Origin of the sequence: Chloroflexus sp. (genome assembly GCF_034434295.1) — a bacterium.
Classification (GTDB): Bacteria; Chloroflexota; Chloroflexia; order Chloroflexales; family Chloroflexaceae; genus Chloroflexus.
In genome coordinates, this window is the sequence record NZ_DAOTZQ010000015.1 from 1 (window position 1) to 15,244 (window position 15,244).

Genomic DNA, 15,244 nt, shown 5'->3' on the forward strand with positions numbered 1-15,244 from the left:
GTGCGGCAGCCATGCTGCCGCAGCAGCCGTGCTCACGATCCGGCGTGTGTCACCCTGTTGACCATGCTGGTCACAAGGGGGCGGTGTGTGATCGTCACAATCAGAGTCTGTCAGGAGTGAATGAACTAACTTTTGGTAGATGTTTTTTGAAATAGGTTCTACTACCCTTCGTTTCCTCGCTGTCTCTGTGGTGCAATTCCCAACCACAGAGATACCATCTATCCCACTGTGAACGGTCCTGATGGTCGCCCTGCTACTACCCTCTGTGTTCTCGGTGTCTCTGTGGTGAAATAAAAAGCCCAATAGACTGATACGTTCACCGCGAAATACTGCCCAACAGAGGAATACTCCTGTCTCTTTCGCTGCTGTCGTCGATTTGGGAATACACAAGATAAGCCCACCAAAATTCCGCGTTACTTTTTGCCCTTCAGAACGGTTTTATACATGAGCAGTGGGCAAAACGGGCGTCTTGTCCTACGACACTTTATCGTATCGTTGGCTGAATACATTTGGCGCAAAAATTTTACCGTTTTCAGTACTTTTTCGTTATATCCTATCCCTATCAACATTGCCGGCTACGTTGTACAATGCAGGTAGTCTTCATGTGTAAGGAGGATTCTACGATGTGGTATCGCCAACCTCACCTGGTTCTCGCATCACTGTTGTTGGTGATGGTGGCAATCTTCGGTGGTTTTTGGCTGGTGCTCCGTCCCAGTCAGGCCGAGGAGGGTGGGCCGATCTTGCAATATCCCCCTGAACCACCGGCCCCGACTATCGGCCCCAACCCAACAGTGCCGGCTGGTTTAGCCACCGGTCCGCTGTTCGTCGCTGATTTTGCGACCACTGATAGCCTTGCTACCTGGCAATCCGTTGCCCTCGATTTCGTCTTGCCCGAAGACCACCCGAACTGGCTGATCGATAACGGCCGTTTGCGCCAGGATTTTGCCGGCGAACTGCGCAATAGCTCGCTGGCCCAGGTTGCCCTATTAGCAGCCGCTCCTGTAGTGAGCGATGGCGTGGTGCGGGTCAGCTTTTACGACGAATTTAACGGCGTGGCCGGTATCGTTGCCCGCTATCAGGGTGAGGTCGGTTACGAGGCAAACTACTACCGGGTACGCCTGTTGAAGAGAGAGTACGAAGCGACACCGAAATACGTTCTGGAGAAGGTGGTCGATGGGGTGGCCACACCGCTGGCAACAGTAGAAGGGCCGGGCTTTGCGCCTCGCCAGTGGCATGTGATCGAGCTGGAGCTGCGCGGCGGAATGTTACAGGTTCGTCTCGACGGCAAGCTTCTGATGGAGGTAACCGATGGACAGCCATTGCCTGCCGGGCAGGTTGGTGTCTATACCCGTGCCATCGGCGGAATGCTGTTCGATGATGTTATCATTGCGCCTTAGCCAATTGGATGTGGATAAGGTGAGTCGTGACCACTACTCAACAGAGCAAAATCACCGAACCCATCAGGAGAACGTTCCCATGTTGCGTACAACTTCGCTGATTACTGTTATCTGCTTCATTGTTGTTACGTTGGCTGGGTTGCTCCCTATGCCATCGCAGGCACAAGAAGGGGCCAGCTTCATCCGCGAAATTGATATTCCAGCCAGTAATACCAAATACCCTCAACTGGCTGTCGATGCCAACGGAGTGTATGTTAGTGCAACCGACGGCATCTCTAGCAGTGAAGATGGCACCGCAAAACTGTGGGTCAAGGGTGAAGAAGATGCCGCTTTTCCCGCGCCATTATCACTTGGTACTGTTGCTGCCGGGATTGCCCAGGACTGGGTGCAAACCGCGGTGGCAACTGCACCAACTGGCGAGGTCTACGTGTTGTGGATCGATCAGGTTGCCAAGACGATCAAGTTTCGTCGCCGTGAGCCGGGTGGAGCCTGGAATCCGGCAACATTTGAAATAATGCGTGGTCATATCTTTGCCGTAGAACCGGCAATGGCAGTTCGCACCAACGGTCAGATTGTCGCAGCATGGCGTGATGATAAGAATATCAACTATGCCTTCTCGAATGATCGTGGCACCACCTGGTCTGCCGTAGGTTCAGTACCTGGCGCACTGGCCTATAAGTCACAAACGGCAATGGCGGCTGGACCCAACGGTGAGCTGGCAATTACCTTCACACGCGATACTCCTCGTCCATTACACGTTATGGTTGCGCTCTGGAATGGTACAGGTTTTGGAACGCCTGTTGATGTGAACGGTAGCACGTCGGCAGTGTTTGCTGATGCCAGTGTTGCTTTCAGTGCCGATCTGGCACCAAATACGCGGATCGCGGTTGCATTCCGGGGTGCCGATGATGGTATCTTCTTCGCTGAAAAGCTGGTTAGTGATTTCAGTGCCCCCTGGTCGGCGGTTACACTGATCGGCGGAAAAGGTGATGGTCGAGTCAACATTGACTACGACCAGCGCGGGAATCTCCACATGGCCTGGATTCGTCAGGGTACCAGCCGAAGTGTCAATCAACTCTTTTATGCCGTCAGGCCGGCGAATCAGGGCTTCTTACCGGTGGTCAGTGCACCAACCGTTGCGCCAGTCTTTAATGCATGGGCCGATGCCAGGGCCGGTGTACGAAACTACATGCACGTCGTTCACGAATTCTTCCAGGGCACAACTCCACGTCCTCGCTATGCCCTCTTCCAGGCTCCTGGTGCTGCCTTCGGTTCACGTCCGCTCATCGAAAATGATGTTGCGGTGGTTGGCGGTGATGGTAAAGTGACTGTTAATGTCACCTTCCCCGATTTAGCTACCTCGAATCTCCCCGATCAGGTGCGCTGGCGCTGGGGAGCACCTCCGACTGATACCGAAAATGACTCTGGTGGATGGCAGCCGTTCAATCCCAGTGGTCCAACCAGTGTGTTGACAGTGCCAATTCCCGAATCCTTACGTACCGATGCCGGTTGTGTTGAACGTGTTCTCTACACGCAGTTGCGACGGAGTGAGAATAATCTAATCGATCAGGTTCGTTCTGATGCGGTGATTATTGATGCCGGTGTTTTAGCCAGCGCCACTGTCGGAAACCCCTTCTCGCGCTTGAAGACATCACCGTTTACCGGCATTACAACCGCTGATCTGATTGGTGAAGGTGGGGCCAGTGATGGTCATCCCGACTATACTCGTGTACCGGCAATCTACGTCGAACTGCGGAGCGTTGGTGACTGTAGCGGATTGCAAAATTTTGCGCTGGCTCCAAACACCACGGCACTTAATAGCGTGAGTACACTGGCGATTAGCGGCAATCGCTTTGCCAATATCTTGCCCTACCCTGATACGGTAGCAGAAGGATCGCTTCCGGTTGTCGTGCGTATGCGTGATACCCTGGGCAATTCGATGCAGCTTACACGCACATTGATCTACGATGTCACGCCGCCGGTACTCAATGGTGGTGCCTTGCAGGTGCAACCGATCCCGGGCAGTGCAACGATTATCGTGAATCTGGAGTTTAGCAATATCGCTGTGACCGATAATCTCTACCCTGGTCGCGGCTTCTGGGGAGTCTGGCTGACCAACAGCCGGGTTCCGGTAGCCGATCCGTCAAACGATCCAAACCTTATTTGGTTCCCGGTTGCGGTGCCGGGCGACACCAATAGCTTTAGCGTGGTCTGGAGTCTGGCCAGTGGTCTGTCGGAAGAACAGCTTACCCCCGGACCTTACTATGTCTATGCTCGCATCCTCGATGGCGCCGGCAATCCGAGTGTCAGCGGTAGCCCAACCACAACGGCCCAGCCCACTGCGGCAGTGTTGCCCGCAGGTGTTATTACGCTCGATCAGGTGACCTTCCCGCAGGTCTACGTTCCGCTGCTAAATCGGTAGCAGTGCACTGACAGTGCTCAAAGCTCACAAATAACAGGGGCGTACAGACGTGCGCCCCTGTTATGCTGAGCAAACAACCTGCTGGCAAGACTGGTCTATCCCTACTCCTCGTGCCAGACGACCTTGTTTACCAGCGAGTGACGGCGACCGCGTGGCCATTCATGAGCCGCAGGATGCCCAACATAGAAGAAGCCAAGTAATCGCGTACCAGGGGTAAATCCGACAACCTCTGCCACGTGCGGGTGTGTCGCACAGGCACCACTCGTCCATTTACCGGCCAGTCCCAGCGCACTGGCCATAAGGTGCATATTCTGGACGGCACAGCCGACGGCAATCAACTCTTCCCATTCGGGTCGCTTCGGATGGGCTTGCATGCCGATAGCAATCCAGACTGACGCCTGCCACACCCGGTTGCGTTGTCCCTCTTCACCGGGATTCCCGGTGGGCAGGTTGGGATTGAGTAGACGAAATGCTGTCCCAAAGGCTTCACCGAGTATTCGACGCGCAGCACCGCTATAGACTACGAAACGCCAGGGTTCGGTCTGGCCGTGGCTTGGTGCCCAGTTCGCCGCTTCGAGCATCAGCGTTACCGCCTCTCGTGCAATCGGCTCAGCAGTTAAATCTTGCAGCGCAAAACTGCGGCGGTTGGCAATAGCATTGAGCAACAGTTGGGGAAGTTCAGCATTGCGTATCGGCACCGGGGACTCTACCTGAGCACCAGCTTCAAGATGGTAACGCGCTTTCTGAGCGAGAGCAATGAGTGTCGGTCGAAGCTGTTCCGGGTGGGTGAGTGGTGGCTCAAATGGGATCAGGACACTCGTTGTTCGTTCGTCGCCACTGACCTGTATCTCAATGCCACCTGCTTCGAGGCGTGTTATCAGGGCTTGTTTAGCCCAGGCTATACCGGCCAGGCCACGAACGTAGGCCAGTACAGCATCGGTGTGATCGCTATTCATGTGTTCGATTGCTGCCGCAGCAATCGGCGCAATCGGATCGGGTGTAATGGTCATAGTCTCCTCTGCTTTACTGTCTGAGTCATTATGAATGGGCAGCTACGTAGCGTTGTCGCTCACGTCGCTGCAAGTACTCGGCCAGATAATAACTGCCAATCACAAAGACCGCTGCTGCTGCCTGGAGCCCAATCCCTTCCCAGGTAGGATACAACCCAAACCAGAATCCCGTCCAGTAGGGCAGGTTGAGCCAGCGGATAGGGTGCAGCGGTAACCAGCCGATTACTTGCAAGACATTGACTGTGTGACCAACCATTTGCAACAGTACTGCTCCAATCAGAATCCCGGTAACAATCAGCATTTTCTTGTGGGGCAGTTTTGCCTGCATAACAAAGACGGCCAGTCCCACTAACAGGGTGAGAGTCAGGCCGATACCAACACCTGCCAGCACCGTCGTAATGGAGCCTTCGAGGGTCAATGCCTGCAAAAAGAGCACCGTCTCAAACCCTTCACGGTAGATACTGGCAAATCCCAGCGTGATCAGGCCGAGCCATTGACCGGTTTGCCCGCCGAGAATGTGCTTTTTCTGCTGGTGGAACGATGCCATCCAGTCTTTCCAGTAGACATCGTGAAAGAACCAGTTGGTAATCACGAGCAATACGGCAATGGCGATCAAGGAAACGATTGCTTCCAGGGTCTCACCTAGCCGGGCCATCGCCATTAATGCACTCTGCGCCAGAATCCACGTCAATACGGTTGCCAGCATCGCTACGCCGGCACCGATCCAGAGGGGGCGGCGGAAACGGCGTTGTTCTGGTGCTTTGAGGCTACCCATCAGCGACGCCAGAATCAGCACTGCCTCAAGCCCTTCACGGAAGACAATCACTGCTGCGTTGGTTGTGATCGCCAGTGGGGCATTGCGTCCGGCCAGTGCCTCTTCGGCTTCGGCTAATGCCCGGTCGAGCGCTGCGCGGGTGGCAGCAATCTCAGCCGGACTTGCCCGTTGCTCGATGAGATAGGCCAGCCCTTTATGGTCATTCTGTCCGTACCAGAAATAGCTCTCGATAATCGGTTTGTATTGAGGAGCGAAGGCGATCAGTTTTGCTTCCGGGCCAATCTCCATAATCGCGTAGGCTTCCAGACGCGCCGATTCGGCAAGTGCATACTCACCGGCACGTACTGCCTGTTCCATCTGATCAAGAGCTGACCGAATCACATCGAAGTCAGCACCGCTGGTTTGCTTTTGCCATTCGGGTGGCAAGAGAGTGCGTAAATCGCTGAGCAGCGCTTCTGTCGTTGAGCGAATTGTCGCTGGTTCGGCAATCCCCGTGCGGTTGCCGGTATTGGCCAATGCGTTACCCAGCTCTGTGAAGCGGGTAGCAACCGTGGTGGTCAGGTCGGGATTGCGCTGTTCGAGCAGATCACGCAGGTCGCTAAAGGCAGCCATCGCACTGGCGTGAAAGGTGATCGCCTCGCGGATCTCTAAATCGATGGTAACCTGGCCGTTTCGCACTCCTCGCTCGTACTCAATCGGTACAAGTTGCAAAAAGCGCAACATTTGACCGCTCCGCCGTACCTGTTCGGCAGGGCTGAGTGGTGCGGCACGAAAGCCACGCAGAAGGTCTTGTATCTCTGCTAGCAGTGATGCAATTGGTTCATCGCGGTAGGCTGCCTCTTGCAATGCGACAAAGGTTGCCTGTGCTCTCGTGGCTGCTGCTTCACCACGCTGTTCAGCATAAGCCGGGGCCAGAATAGCGAAGTAGCCGGCGGCCAGCGCCGCCGTTTCAGCACGCCGGCTGGGAAAGTCTTGTTGGTCGGCGACGATGAGTGCCTGAAGTGCTTCATTGAGCCGGGCCTGATACGTGTCGAGCAGATCGACGTTCACTGCGGCCAGCGCCTCTTCGGTTGAAAGTGCGCCGTTCGCGGCGGCGTATACCGCTTTCGTGGCATCGGCATTCGGGCGAGCAAACCGATTGGCATGGCGAAATTCACGCACTACCAGCCATTGCCGGGCGGTGAGTGTATCACCTTCGTGCAGAGCACCGCTCACTACGCCGTACCCACCGTTCAGCAGTGCCGTCCAGATTTGGGCGCGTGCCATTGCAAAACCGGGCATATCGGCAGTAGCCAGCGCATTCCCGGCAGCACGAAATCCGGTACGGATAGCGCTATCTGAGCTGGGATTGTAATGACCAATTGTTGGTGCCAGGGCGGTGTATTCGCCGTACAGTTCGTTCAGGTGTGCCTGCGCGGTTGTGGGATCGCCGGCTTCGTGGAGTTGAATGGATACCAGGGCCGCCCGAATATGCTCGGCTATCTGACCGGGTGATCGGGTTTGCGCTGATACTGTCGGTGCAATCAGGGCGAGAGCTATTCCTATCAGAGCCAGCAATATCAGTCCGTAGTGGGTAATGGCGCATACCGGCTTGAGCTTCATACAGGCACCTTCCTGATTATCCGGCTGAACGTCTATCGGAATATTTGGCGCAGGTCATACCTGCGCCGCCAGGGTTTCGCAGATAAGTGCGTGCAGGGCTTATTCCGCCAGGGTGACCCCAAGGGCACCGGCCATCTGGCTAATCTGACCGGTGATGGCAGTGGCCCGGTTTTGCGCCTCAGCGCCTAGCGTGTCCGCCTCTTCCGGGCTAAAGCGTCGTCCATTGCGCTCTTGCGTATAAATATTGGCCACAAAGGTGCGCAGATCGCGCAGACCGGTTGCGATCTGTTCAGCCTGAGCTGGATCGACCGATTCAACACGTGGACGAACTTGTGCATAGACAACCTCAAGCCCACTTAAAATATCTTGAATATCGGCCAGACGCGAAATAACATTAAAATCACGTTGCGTTGAAGCATCACCCAGGACAAATCGCGAATCGCGCCACGAAGCAAAGTATTCGCTCATAGTAGGAACCATCACCACCAGCGCGGTAAAAGCATCAGATTCGGTTGGCGTCCAGTTTTGTGCGGTGCTATCCAGATCAGCCGCCATTTGGGCCAGCAGATCGGTACTGGCTTTCAACACATTGGCATCGGGCAGGGTTTCGCCAAATTCAATCGTACCATCGCCATTCCAATCGGCGCTAATCGGTGCGGCAAAAGCGGGATCGGTGCCCCATAGCGTGCTCTCGGTAACACCGAACAGGTTCCCCGGTTTAAGCAGGGTACGTCCGTCTGGCAATACGAGATCGAAAGAGACTGCGTTTTCAGGGTCTTCATTGCCAGCGGTACCGGCATCGAGATCAACGTCGAATTGAGCGAGTGCCGGTGTACCGGCGACGATACCTTCCATCTTTTCGTAGATTGGGCTGGCAGTAATCCACGCTTCGCGGGCTGTGTTAAGCGTTGCCATCACCTCACGTTGCTGGTTTTGCCAGAGACTGGCATAGTCAAAATTGCTCGCCTGCGCAAGGTCATAGTAGCGGTTACTGGCTGTTTGCAGTTGAGCGGTAGCCGTGACCAGTGCACGTGTCTGGCCGAGCAGATAATCTTTGATGCCGCTGAGATTGCTGGTAACGGGAGCGGTAGTGGGGGTTGGTGTGGTGACGGTGCTACACCCGCTGAACAACACAATCCACACCACGAATAGGGCAAGCCGTAACTGGCGCACCATAGATCCTCCTTTGTATTCGATAGGACACAGGCATTGGGGGGTTGCTCTTCATCGAGCACGTGTGAATGTTTGAGGTTAGCATACTCTAATAAAATAAGTTTGTCAACTTAAAACAACAAAAACCGGCTTGCCTTGCTCTTGTCAGCAACAACGGCACTTCGAGCGTGTCTGACGATTCGTCGTACAATAGCAGCGGGCAGCCATGGTGCTGTCGAAGGAAGATGTATCAAACAAATCTGCAATCAGGAGTAGCGGAACGTATGCGCACGTTTTTTGCCGGCCGCGACCTGGGACCACTGGTCATTGTGCTCTTGTTTCTTATCCTCTTGCCGTTTAGCCTGCCTCGCATTGCGCTGAGCGATGAGGTGCAGTATTATGCCTATCTACGTTCGTTCTACTTTGATCGTGATCTCGATTTTTACAATGAGTATCAGCACTTTGCCGATATTGGCCTGAAAAACAATGATCTGGCAGTGTATAATGCGCTGCTACGTCCTGATGATGCGAATCCCAATCCGGTGACCGGTAAGCTTCGCAATGTGGCACCGGTTGGATCGGCGTTGCTGTGGGCACCGGGTTTTGTGATTGCCGATCTGTGGGTGCAGATAGCAAATGCAGGTGGGGCGGCAATTCCGCGTGATGGCTATAGTCAGCCGTACATCGTTGCGGTCTGTCTGATGTCGGCGCTGTACAGCTTGCTTGGGTTGTTACTGACCTATCGCCTGGCCCGCATCTATACCGGTCCGTTGCCGGCCCTAATCGCGACCATCGCCATTTTTTTGAGTACGCCGCTGGTCTTTTATACCTATCTCGCGATGGCCTGGTCGCATGCCAATGGCTTTTTTCTCTTCACTCTCTTTCTCACCCTCTGGATGCGGGGCCGCGAAGGTAATCTTGGCCTTGGCGATGGGCAACGCCACTGGAGTGTTTGGCTGGCCCTGGGTGTTGTGGCCGGTCTGATGGTGATGACCCGTGAGCAGTTAGGCTTGCTCCTCCTCATCCCCGCAGTTGAGGCACTGGCGGCCTATGTTGGTGCGCTACGCCGCCGGCAATGGTCTCTGCTGCGCAGACTATTTACTGGTCATCTCCTGTTTCTTACCGTCTTTGTTGTATCCCTCACACCGCAACTGGCGACCTACTGGGTGCTCAATGGGCGGATTGGCCCCTCTTCAACCGTAGGTGGTAAGCTGGCGTTCGTGCAATTGGGACCATTACCGATCCTGGTGAGTCCCCACTTTTGGGATACGCTGATCCATCCGGCTCACGGTGCGCTGCTCTGGAGCCCAATCCTGTTTCTGTCGTTGGCTGGTCTCGCCTGGCTATTTCGCCGTGATGGCCCGTTGGCTTTACTGCTACTGATCGGCTTTCTCGGTCAGGTGTATATTAATGGTGCATTCGGCACCACCTGGCACCTGAGCGGCTCATTTGGCTTTCGGCGCCTGATTGAATGCACGCCAATCTTTGTCTTGGGGTTATCGGCATTGCTGGCCTGGTTGCAGCCACGGGTGGGGTGGAGGCCACTGGTTGTTGGTGCTGCGCTGTTTGTGGCCTGGAATGTAGGGCTGATTGCGCAGTGGACGTTCGTTAGAACCGAGTTGCGACGTGGATTGATTTGGAATGATATGCTCTGGTATCAGCTTCAGGTACCATTGCAGATACTAAGTCGTCTGGGCGATATTTTGTTCGACCGCTGCCGTCTGACGACCAATTGCTAAGGCTGGAAGCGTCATTGGTCTGGGTGAAGGGATTGGGTGCGGCAGCTTCGTTGCTGCCGGTGCCCGACAGATCAGGGTCGGGTTGTCGTAAATATGGCCGCTACCTCGCATGTGGAGCAGCCTTTGAGGTGGCACCCCGGTATCCTCTGAACGTTCCTACAGCGCGTGCTGCTGTTCACGGGTGGTGGCCAGATGGCCGAGATGGCACGCTTCGCTCAGACTCACTAGGTAGGGCAGATCATCACCGTATTCAATGACGCTGATGCTGGCGTTGGTGACCCAGATGCGATTGATGCGATCCATATTCATTCCCAGGGCATCGGCGACCAGAATCTTAACGATAACATCGTGTGTGCTGATCAAGACCGTCTGTCCGGCGTGTTGGACACAAATCCGCTCGCGGAAGTCGAGTACTCGCTTAAGTACGTTCGAGAAGCTCTCGCCACCCGGCATCTGCGAACGGGTGGGATGCTGCCGCCATTCGCGCAGACCATCGGCGTAACGCTCCAGAATCTCGTGCAGATACTTACCTTCCCATTCGCCGTGGTTGATCTCAAGCAAAGCATCGTCGTAAATGATCTCAAGACCGGGATGGTGGGCTACAATTGCCTGCGCAGTGTGGGCTGCGCGTTGCAGGCGGCTGCTATACACAACATCGATCTTTTCGTGCCGTAAACGCTCACCCAACGCTGCTGCCTGCTTGCGTCCCAATTCAGAGAGTGGTGCATCCTGCTGGCCCTGATAACGGTTGATCCGGTTCCATTCACTCTCGCCGTGGCGAACAATAATCAGTCGCATATGTTTCGTTACCTCACTGTGGAAGAAGTAGTTTTTTGCAAGCGCCATTATAGCCGAGATGGTATCATTCGCGGCTGAGGATAGCTGAGGATAGTTGCTGTCTGAACGGGGAAGAAATTTATGGCTGCGCCAATTGATCGGAGCACCCGCCGTCTCATTGCCGCCTTTCGCTATGCCTTTGCCGGGATCGGTCATCTGGTGCGTACCCAGCGTAATGTGCAGATTCATCTTTTGATTGGCGCGATTGCAGTCGCATTGGGGGTGACCTTGCGTATTGCGCATTGGGAATGGGTGGTGTTGACGCTGACGATTGGTCTGGTGCTGGCGGCTGAAGGCTTTAATACTGCTATTGAAGCGACCGTCGATTTGGCGACTCGTGATCGTCATCCGCTGGTCCGGATTGCGAAAGATGTGGCTGCCGGTAGTGTGTTGATCTGTGCGCTGACCGCCATCGTGGTCGGAGTGCTGATCTTCGGGCCACGCCTCTGGGCACTCTGGCTGATTCTGAGTACGTGAAGCCGGTTTCTTTACCTCTGGTCTCGAAACCGGGGTATACTACTCTTACTGCTGCGTTGTTCGTGCATGTTTCTGCCTGTAGATAGCTGGTGTTCTCATGTGGCCACTTGTTCGCCAGGCCCGTCATCTTGGACGCTACCGCGAAATCGCTCAGGTGCTGGTGCATCACGGTTTTGGCTATCTGGTTGATCAACTTGGGCTAGGTGGGCTGTTGTCGTTGCCCCGCCGGGTCATTTTGCGGGCACCGGCACCGCCGCCGCTCGGTAGTGCAGCCCGGCTGCGCGAGGCGCTGATCGAGCTGGGGCCGACGTTCGTCAAGCTGGGCCAGGCTTTGAGCACTCGTCCCGATCTCCTTCCAGCCGATGTAGTTGCCGAGTTGAGTAAGTTGCAGGATACGGTGCCACCGTTTCCCGGTGATCAGGCGGTGGCGCTGATCGAAGCAACCTTCAATCGTCCGCTTGATCACCTGTTTGTCGCCTTTGATCGTCAGCCCTTTGCCGCTGCCTCGCTCGGTCAGGTACACGCTGCCGTTCTGCCTGATGGAACGCAGGTAGTGGTCAAGGTGCAACGTCCCGATATTGCCTCGCGCATTCAGACCGACCTGGCGATCCTGGCCGATCTGGCGACACTGGCTCAGGAACGGCTGGCCTTCGCCGCCCAATATAACCTGAGCGAGATTGTGTGGGAGTTTAGCGCCATGTTGCGTGCCGAGCTTGACTACGTTCGCGAAGGGCACAATGCCGAGCGCTTCCGCCAGATGTTTTGCACAAATCCACACATCTATATTCCGCGGGTGTATTGGGAATATACCGATAGCCGTATTCTGACCACGGAGCGGATTGTTGGGATTAAGCTGAACGATATGGCGGGGTTGCGGGCTGCCGGGGTTGATATGTCACACCTGGCCAGGGCTAGCCTTGATATTACGCTGGAAGAGATTTTTACCTACGGTTTCTTTCACAGCGATCCCCATCCGGGCAACTTCTTCGTGCTTGATGGTAACGTCTTGGGAGTGGTTGATTTCGGGCAGGTGGGTACGCTCGATCATGTCACGATGCAGGGCTTGCTCTGGCTGATGGGTGCGCTGGTCAATCACGATAGTCAGGGATTGCTCAGATCACTCGAACGATTGGGCGTCATACCCCGGCGAGCAGCAAATCTGGCGTTGCGTCGCGATCTAGAGCGCTTCGTCGAGGGATTTGTGGATCGCCCCCTTGGTCTGATTTCGGCCCGCGAGACATTCGATGGCCTCACGACACTCCTGCGGCGGCACCGTTTAACTATTCCCGGCCCCCTGGCCACGTTGCTCAAGACCATTGTGATGATGGAGGGGTTGGGGATGCAACTTGATCCGAACCTGAATGTCTTCGCTGCCGCCCGCCCGTACATTCAGCGCACCCTCCGTGAGCAGATGAATCCAACCGCTCTCGGTGCTCAGGCGCTGGCCGGTGGTCGTGAATTGGGTGAACTGGCGTTTGATCTGCCCATCCAGATCAGTCAGACTCTCCAACACCTTAACGATGGCGAGCTGCGCATTCAAACCCGCGAGCTTGAATTGCGCCGGCTGGCCGCTGCGTTGATCGGTGCCGCTAATCGGCTGGCACTGGCGCTGGTTGTTGCAGCGTTTATCGTGGGTGTAGCGGCATTGGTCATTGCAATGTGCGCCTTGAACTGGTACGGTTTATTACCGTGGACACTATTGTTCATCGGGATTGGTGGCGTGATCACCGGCGGAATTATGTTGACGCTGGCGTTGCTACGCCGCGAATGAGGAGAGTGACCGGTAGTAGTATCCGGTCACTCTCCGGCAAGTAAGCGGTTAACAGTGGCAACAATCAATCGTCGCTCGACCGCCTTTATCCGTTCGTGGAGCGACTCAACCGTGTCGTCGGGCTGGATTGGAACCTCAGCACGGGCCAGAATGGGGCCGTCATCCACCCGCGGTGTCACGCGATGGATGGTACAACCGGTAACGGGTAGACCCAATCGTAACGCATCGGCTACCACGTGTGCACCACGCAATGCCGGAATAACCAGCCCACTGGTGGTGGTCACAGTATCGCCACCATCCGCAGGTAAGAGCGCGGGATGCTGATTAATCACCCGGTTAGGGAACCGCTCAAGGAATGCTGCCGAAAGTACACGCATAAAGCCGGCGAGGACAATCAGATCAGGCTCGAAACAGGCGACAATATCGGCCAGCCGTTGTTCCCACTGCTGACGCTGCGGGCCCCGTGTTGCCCGTAGCGGGATATACGCCGCTGCCACACCGGCCTGCAATGCCCGTTGCAGACCGTAAGCCTGAGCACGATCACTTGCGACCAGTACCACTTCACCAGCCAGCTCACCGGCAGCCTGGGCATCAAGCAGCGCTTGCAAATTGCTCCCGCTGCCGCTCAACAACACTGCAATCCCTGGCACAACCTACTCCTGGCCGATGTCACGGCGAAAATGTTTGCCTTCAAAGCGAATCTGATCGGCAGCAGCGTATGCCCGTTCACGCGCCTGGCGCAGGGTTGAGCCGAGACCGGTGACGCCCAGCACCCGTCCACCAGCCGTACACAGACCATTTGGCCCGATAGCGGTGCCGGCGTGGAAAACGAGCACTTGATCTTCGTCAAGCGCTTCCACTCCGCGGATCAAATCACCTTTTCGCGGACGGTCAGGATAGCCGGCAGCGCACAAGATCACACAGACCGCGTATCCCTTGCGACGGCGCAGCAGGTTAGGTTGCATGTGTCCGGTAGCACAGGCATACAGAGCACCGAGAAAATCACCTTCCAGCAGTGGCAGCACCGTCTGTGTTTCTGGATCACCAAAGCGAGCATTAAACTCAAGCACCTTCGGGCCATCCGCGGTCAGAATGATCCCGGCGTAAAGGAGACCCCGGAAAGGTGTGCCCCGTGCTGCCAGCTCATTGACAACCGGCTGCATACAACGATTGATAATGTCGTCCAGTAAGGCTGGTGTGACCTCATCAACCGGTGCAATCACCCCCATGCCGCCGGTGTTGGGACCACGATCACCCTCTTCAAGCCGTTTGTGGTCACGTGCAGGTGGCAACGGCCAGAGCCGCTCGCCATCACACAGAGCCTGTACCGACACCTCGCGCCCGTATAGCCGTTCTTCGAGCAAGAGATGGTGACCGGCGGGAATCGCACTCAATTTCGCAATCGCGGCCAGGGTCTCGTCAACCGTTTCCGCAACGATTACACCTTTACCAAGGGCCAGACCGTCAGCCTTCACTACCCATGCTTTACCGCTGTCACGGGCAAATGCTGCTGCCTCATCAGCCGAGGCAAAGACATGGCTCTGGGCAGTTGGCACACCGGTAGCGGCCATAATCTCTTTTGCAAATGATTTGCTGCTCTCGATCCGGGCCGCTGCTGCGGTTGGGCCGAATGCCGGAATGCCGGCAGCCTGAAAGGCATCGACAATACCATCAGCGAGAGGGTTATCAGGGCCAACGACCAGGAGATCAATCTTTTCCTGTTGGGCCAGATCAATCAGGGCCGGATAGTCGGAGAGAGGAAATGGTACATTGCGTCCGTAGCGTCCTGTACCGGGGTTACCGGGAATAGTTAACAGTTTCGTAAATCCGGGTGAGCTGGCAATTTTCCAGGCCAGGGCATGCTCTCGTCCACCGGAACCAATGAGTAATACGTTCATAGTCCTGTAAATCACGATGATCGGCGTCTTATAAGCCAGTGCGACAAGTATAGCATGGATTAAGATGACTGAGTGACATGGTAGCCGGGTGACACAGGATCACCGGCGAGCGTTGGAGCGCGACGAGTGGCGTTGGCCTTAATCCACCTTCACGCGAGCGATGT

At 55.7% G+C, this 15,244-nt stretch carries 11 protein-coding genes; 5 read left to right on the forward strand and 6 right to left on the reverse strand.

Annotated features, from left to right (window positions below; translation table 11 throughout):
• Window positions 1–623: 623 nt before the first annotated feature.
• Entirely contained in the window at window positions 624–1,397 is a 774-nt protein-coding gene (locus VAE57_RS03115) for a hypothetical protein (protein WP_322820447.1), read from the forward strand.
• 79 nt (window positions 1,398–1,476) lie between these two features.
• Entirely contained in the window at window positions 1,477–3,819 is a 2,343-nt protein-coding gene (locus tag VAE57_RS03120) for a sialidase family protein (protein ID WP_322820448.1), read from the forward strand.
• 101 nt (window positions 3,820–3,920) lie between these two features.
• Here the strand turns inward: VAE57_RS03120 and VAE57_RS03125 are convergent, their stop codons facing one another.
• From VAE57_RS03125 to VAE57_RS03135, 3 genes are all read right to left on the reverse strand, one after another.
• The gene (locus tag VAE57_RS03125) at window positions 3,921–4,829 is read right to left on the reverse strand and encodes a nitroreductase family protein (protein WP_322820449.1); all 909 of its coding nucleotides are present in this window, start codon (window positions 4,827–4,829) and stop codon (window positions 3,921–3,923) included.
• Between the two features lie 28 nt (window positions 4,830–4,857).
• Window positions 4,858–7,206 carry an FTR1 family protein gene (locus tag VAE57_RS03130; protein ID WP_322820450.1) on the reverse strand — a complete coding sequence of 783 codons (2,349 nt, stop codon included), beginning with the start codon at window positions 7,204–7,206 and terminating at the stop codon, window positions 4,858–4,860.
• 99 nt (window positions 7,207–7,305) lie between these two features.
• Window positions 7,306–8,382, reverse strand: coding sequence for an EfeM/EfeO family lipoprotein (locus VAE57_RS03135; RefSeq protein ID WP_322820451.1), 1,077 nt, complete (start codon window positions 8,380–8,382; stop codon window positions 7,306–7,308).
• Between the two features lie 260 nt (window positions 8,383–8,642).
• Here VAE57_RS03135 and VAE57_RS03140 point away from each other — a divergent pair, with 260 nt between their 5' ends.
• Window positions 8,643–10,097 (forward strand): glycosyltransferase family 39 protein, encoded by a 1,455-nt coding sequence (locus VAE57_RS03140; protein ID WP_322820452.1) that lies wholly within the window; start codon window positions 8,643–8,645, stop codon window positions 10,095–10,097.
• 156 nt (window positions 10,098–10,253) lie between these two features.
• Here the strand turns inward: VAE57_RS03140 and VAE57_RS03145 are convergent, their stop codons facing one another.
• Window positions 10,254–10,895, reverse strand: coding sequence for a histidine phosphatase family protein (locus VAE57_RS03145; protein WP_012256529.1), 642 nt, complete (start codon window positions 10,893–10,895; stop codon window positions 10,254–10,256).
• A 120-nt stretch (window positions 10,896–11,015) separates the two neighbouring features.
• On the opposite strand from VAE57_RS03145, the gene VAE57_RS03150 reads away from it, so the two are divergent.
• On the forward strand, window positions 11,016–11,411 hold the full coding sequence (locus VAE57_RS03150; RefSeq protein WP_322820453.1) for a diacylglycerol kinase family protein: 396 nt from the start codon (window positions 11,016–11,018) through the stop codon (window positions 11,409–11,411).
• Between the two features lie 97 nt (window positions 11,412–11,508).
• A complete protein-coding gene (locus VAE57_RS03155) occupies window positions 11,509–13,182 on the forward strand; it encodes an ABC1 kinase family protein (protein WP_322820454.1) in 1,674 nt (557 codons plus the stop codon).
• Window positions 13,183–13,208: 26 nt separating this feature from the next.
• On the opposite strand, the gene purN is transcribed toward VAE57_RS03155, so the two are convergent.
• Together purN and purD are read right to left on the reverse strand one after the other, a co-directional pair.
• Window positions 13,209–13,832 (reverse strand): phosphoribosylglycinamide formyltransferase, encoded by a 624-nt coding sequence (gene purN, locus VAE57_RS03160; protein WP_322820455.1) that lies wholly within the window; start codon window positions 13,830–13,832, stop codon window positions 13,209–13,211.
• Window positions 13,833–13,835: 3 nt separating this feature from the next.
• A complete protein-coding gene (gene purD / locus VAE57_RS03165) occupies window positions 13,836–15,080 on the reverse strand; it encodes a phosphoribosylamine--glycine ligase (protein ID WP_322820456.1) in 1,245 nt (414 codons plus the stop codon).
• Between the last annotated feature and the right edge of the window lie 164 nt (window positions 15,081–15,244).

Bases quoted from the DNA above. Each gene is read 5' to 3' on its own strand.
- VAE57_RS03115 (WP_322820447.1), top strand. From the start codon at position 624: ATGTGGTATCGCCAACCTCACCTGGTTCTCGCATCACTGTTGTTGGTG.
- VAE57_RS03120 (WP_322820448.1), top strand. From the start codon at position 1,477: ATGTTGCGTACAACTTCGCTGATTACTGTTATCTGCTTCATTGTTGTT.
- VAE57_RS03125 (WP_322820449.1), bottom strand. From the start codon at position 4,829: ATGACCATTACACCCGATCCGATTGCGCCGATTGCTGCGGCAGCAATC.
- VAE57_RS03130 (WP_322820450.1), bottom strand. From the start codon at position 7,206: ATGAAGCTCAAGCCGGTATGCGCCATTACCCACTACGGACTGATATTG.
- VAE57_RS03135 (WP_322820451.1), bottom strand. From the start codon at position 8,382: ATGGTGCGCCAGTTACGGCTTGCCCTATTCGTGGTGTGGATTGTGTTG.
- VAE57_RS03140 (WP_322820452.1), top strand. From the start codon at position 8,643: ATGCGCACGTTTTTTGCCGGCCGCGACCTGGGACCACTGGTCATTGTG.
- VAE57_RS03145 (WP_012256529.1), bottom strand. From the start codon at position 10,895: ATGCGACTGATTATTGTTCGCCACGGCGAGAGTGAATGGAACCGGATC.
- VAE57_RS03150 (WP_322820453.1), top strand. From the start codon at position 11,016: ATGGCTGCGCCAATTGATCGGAGCACCCGCCGTCTCATTGCCGCCTTT.
- VAE57_RS03155 (WP_322820454.1), top strand. From the start codon at position 11,509: ATGTGGCCACTTGTTCGCCAGGCCCGTCATCTTGGACGCTACCGCGAA.
- purD (WP_322820456.1), bottom strand. From the start codon at position 15,080: ATGAACGTATTACTCATTGGTTCCGGTGGACGAGAGCATGCCCTGGCC.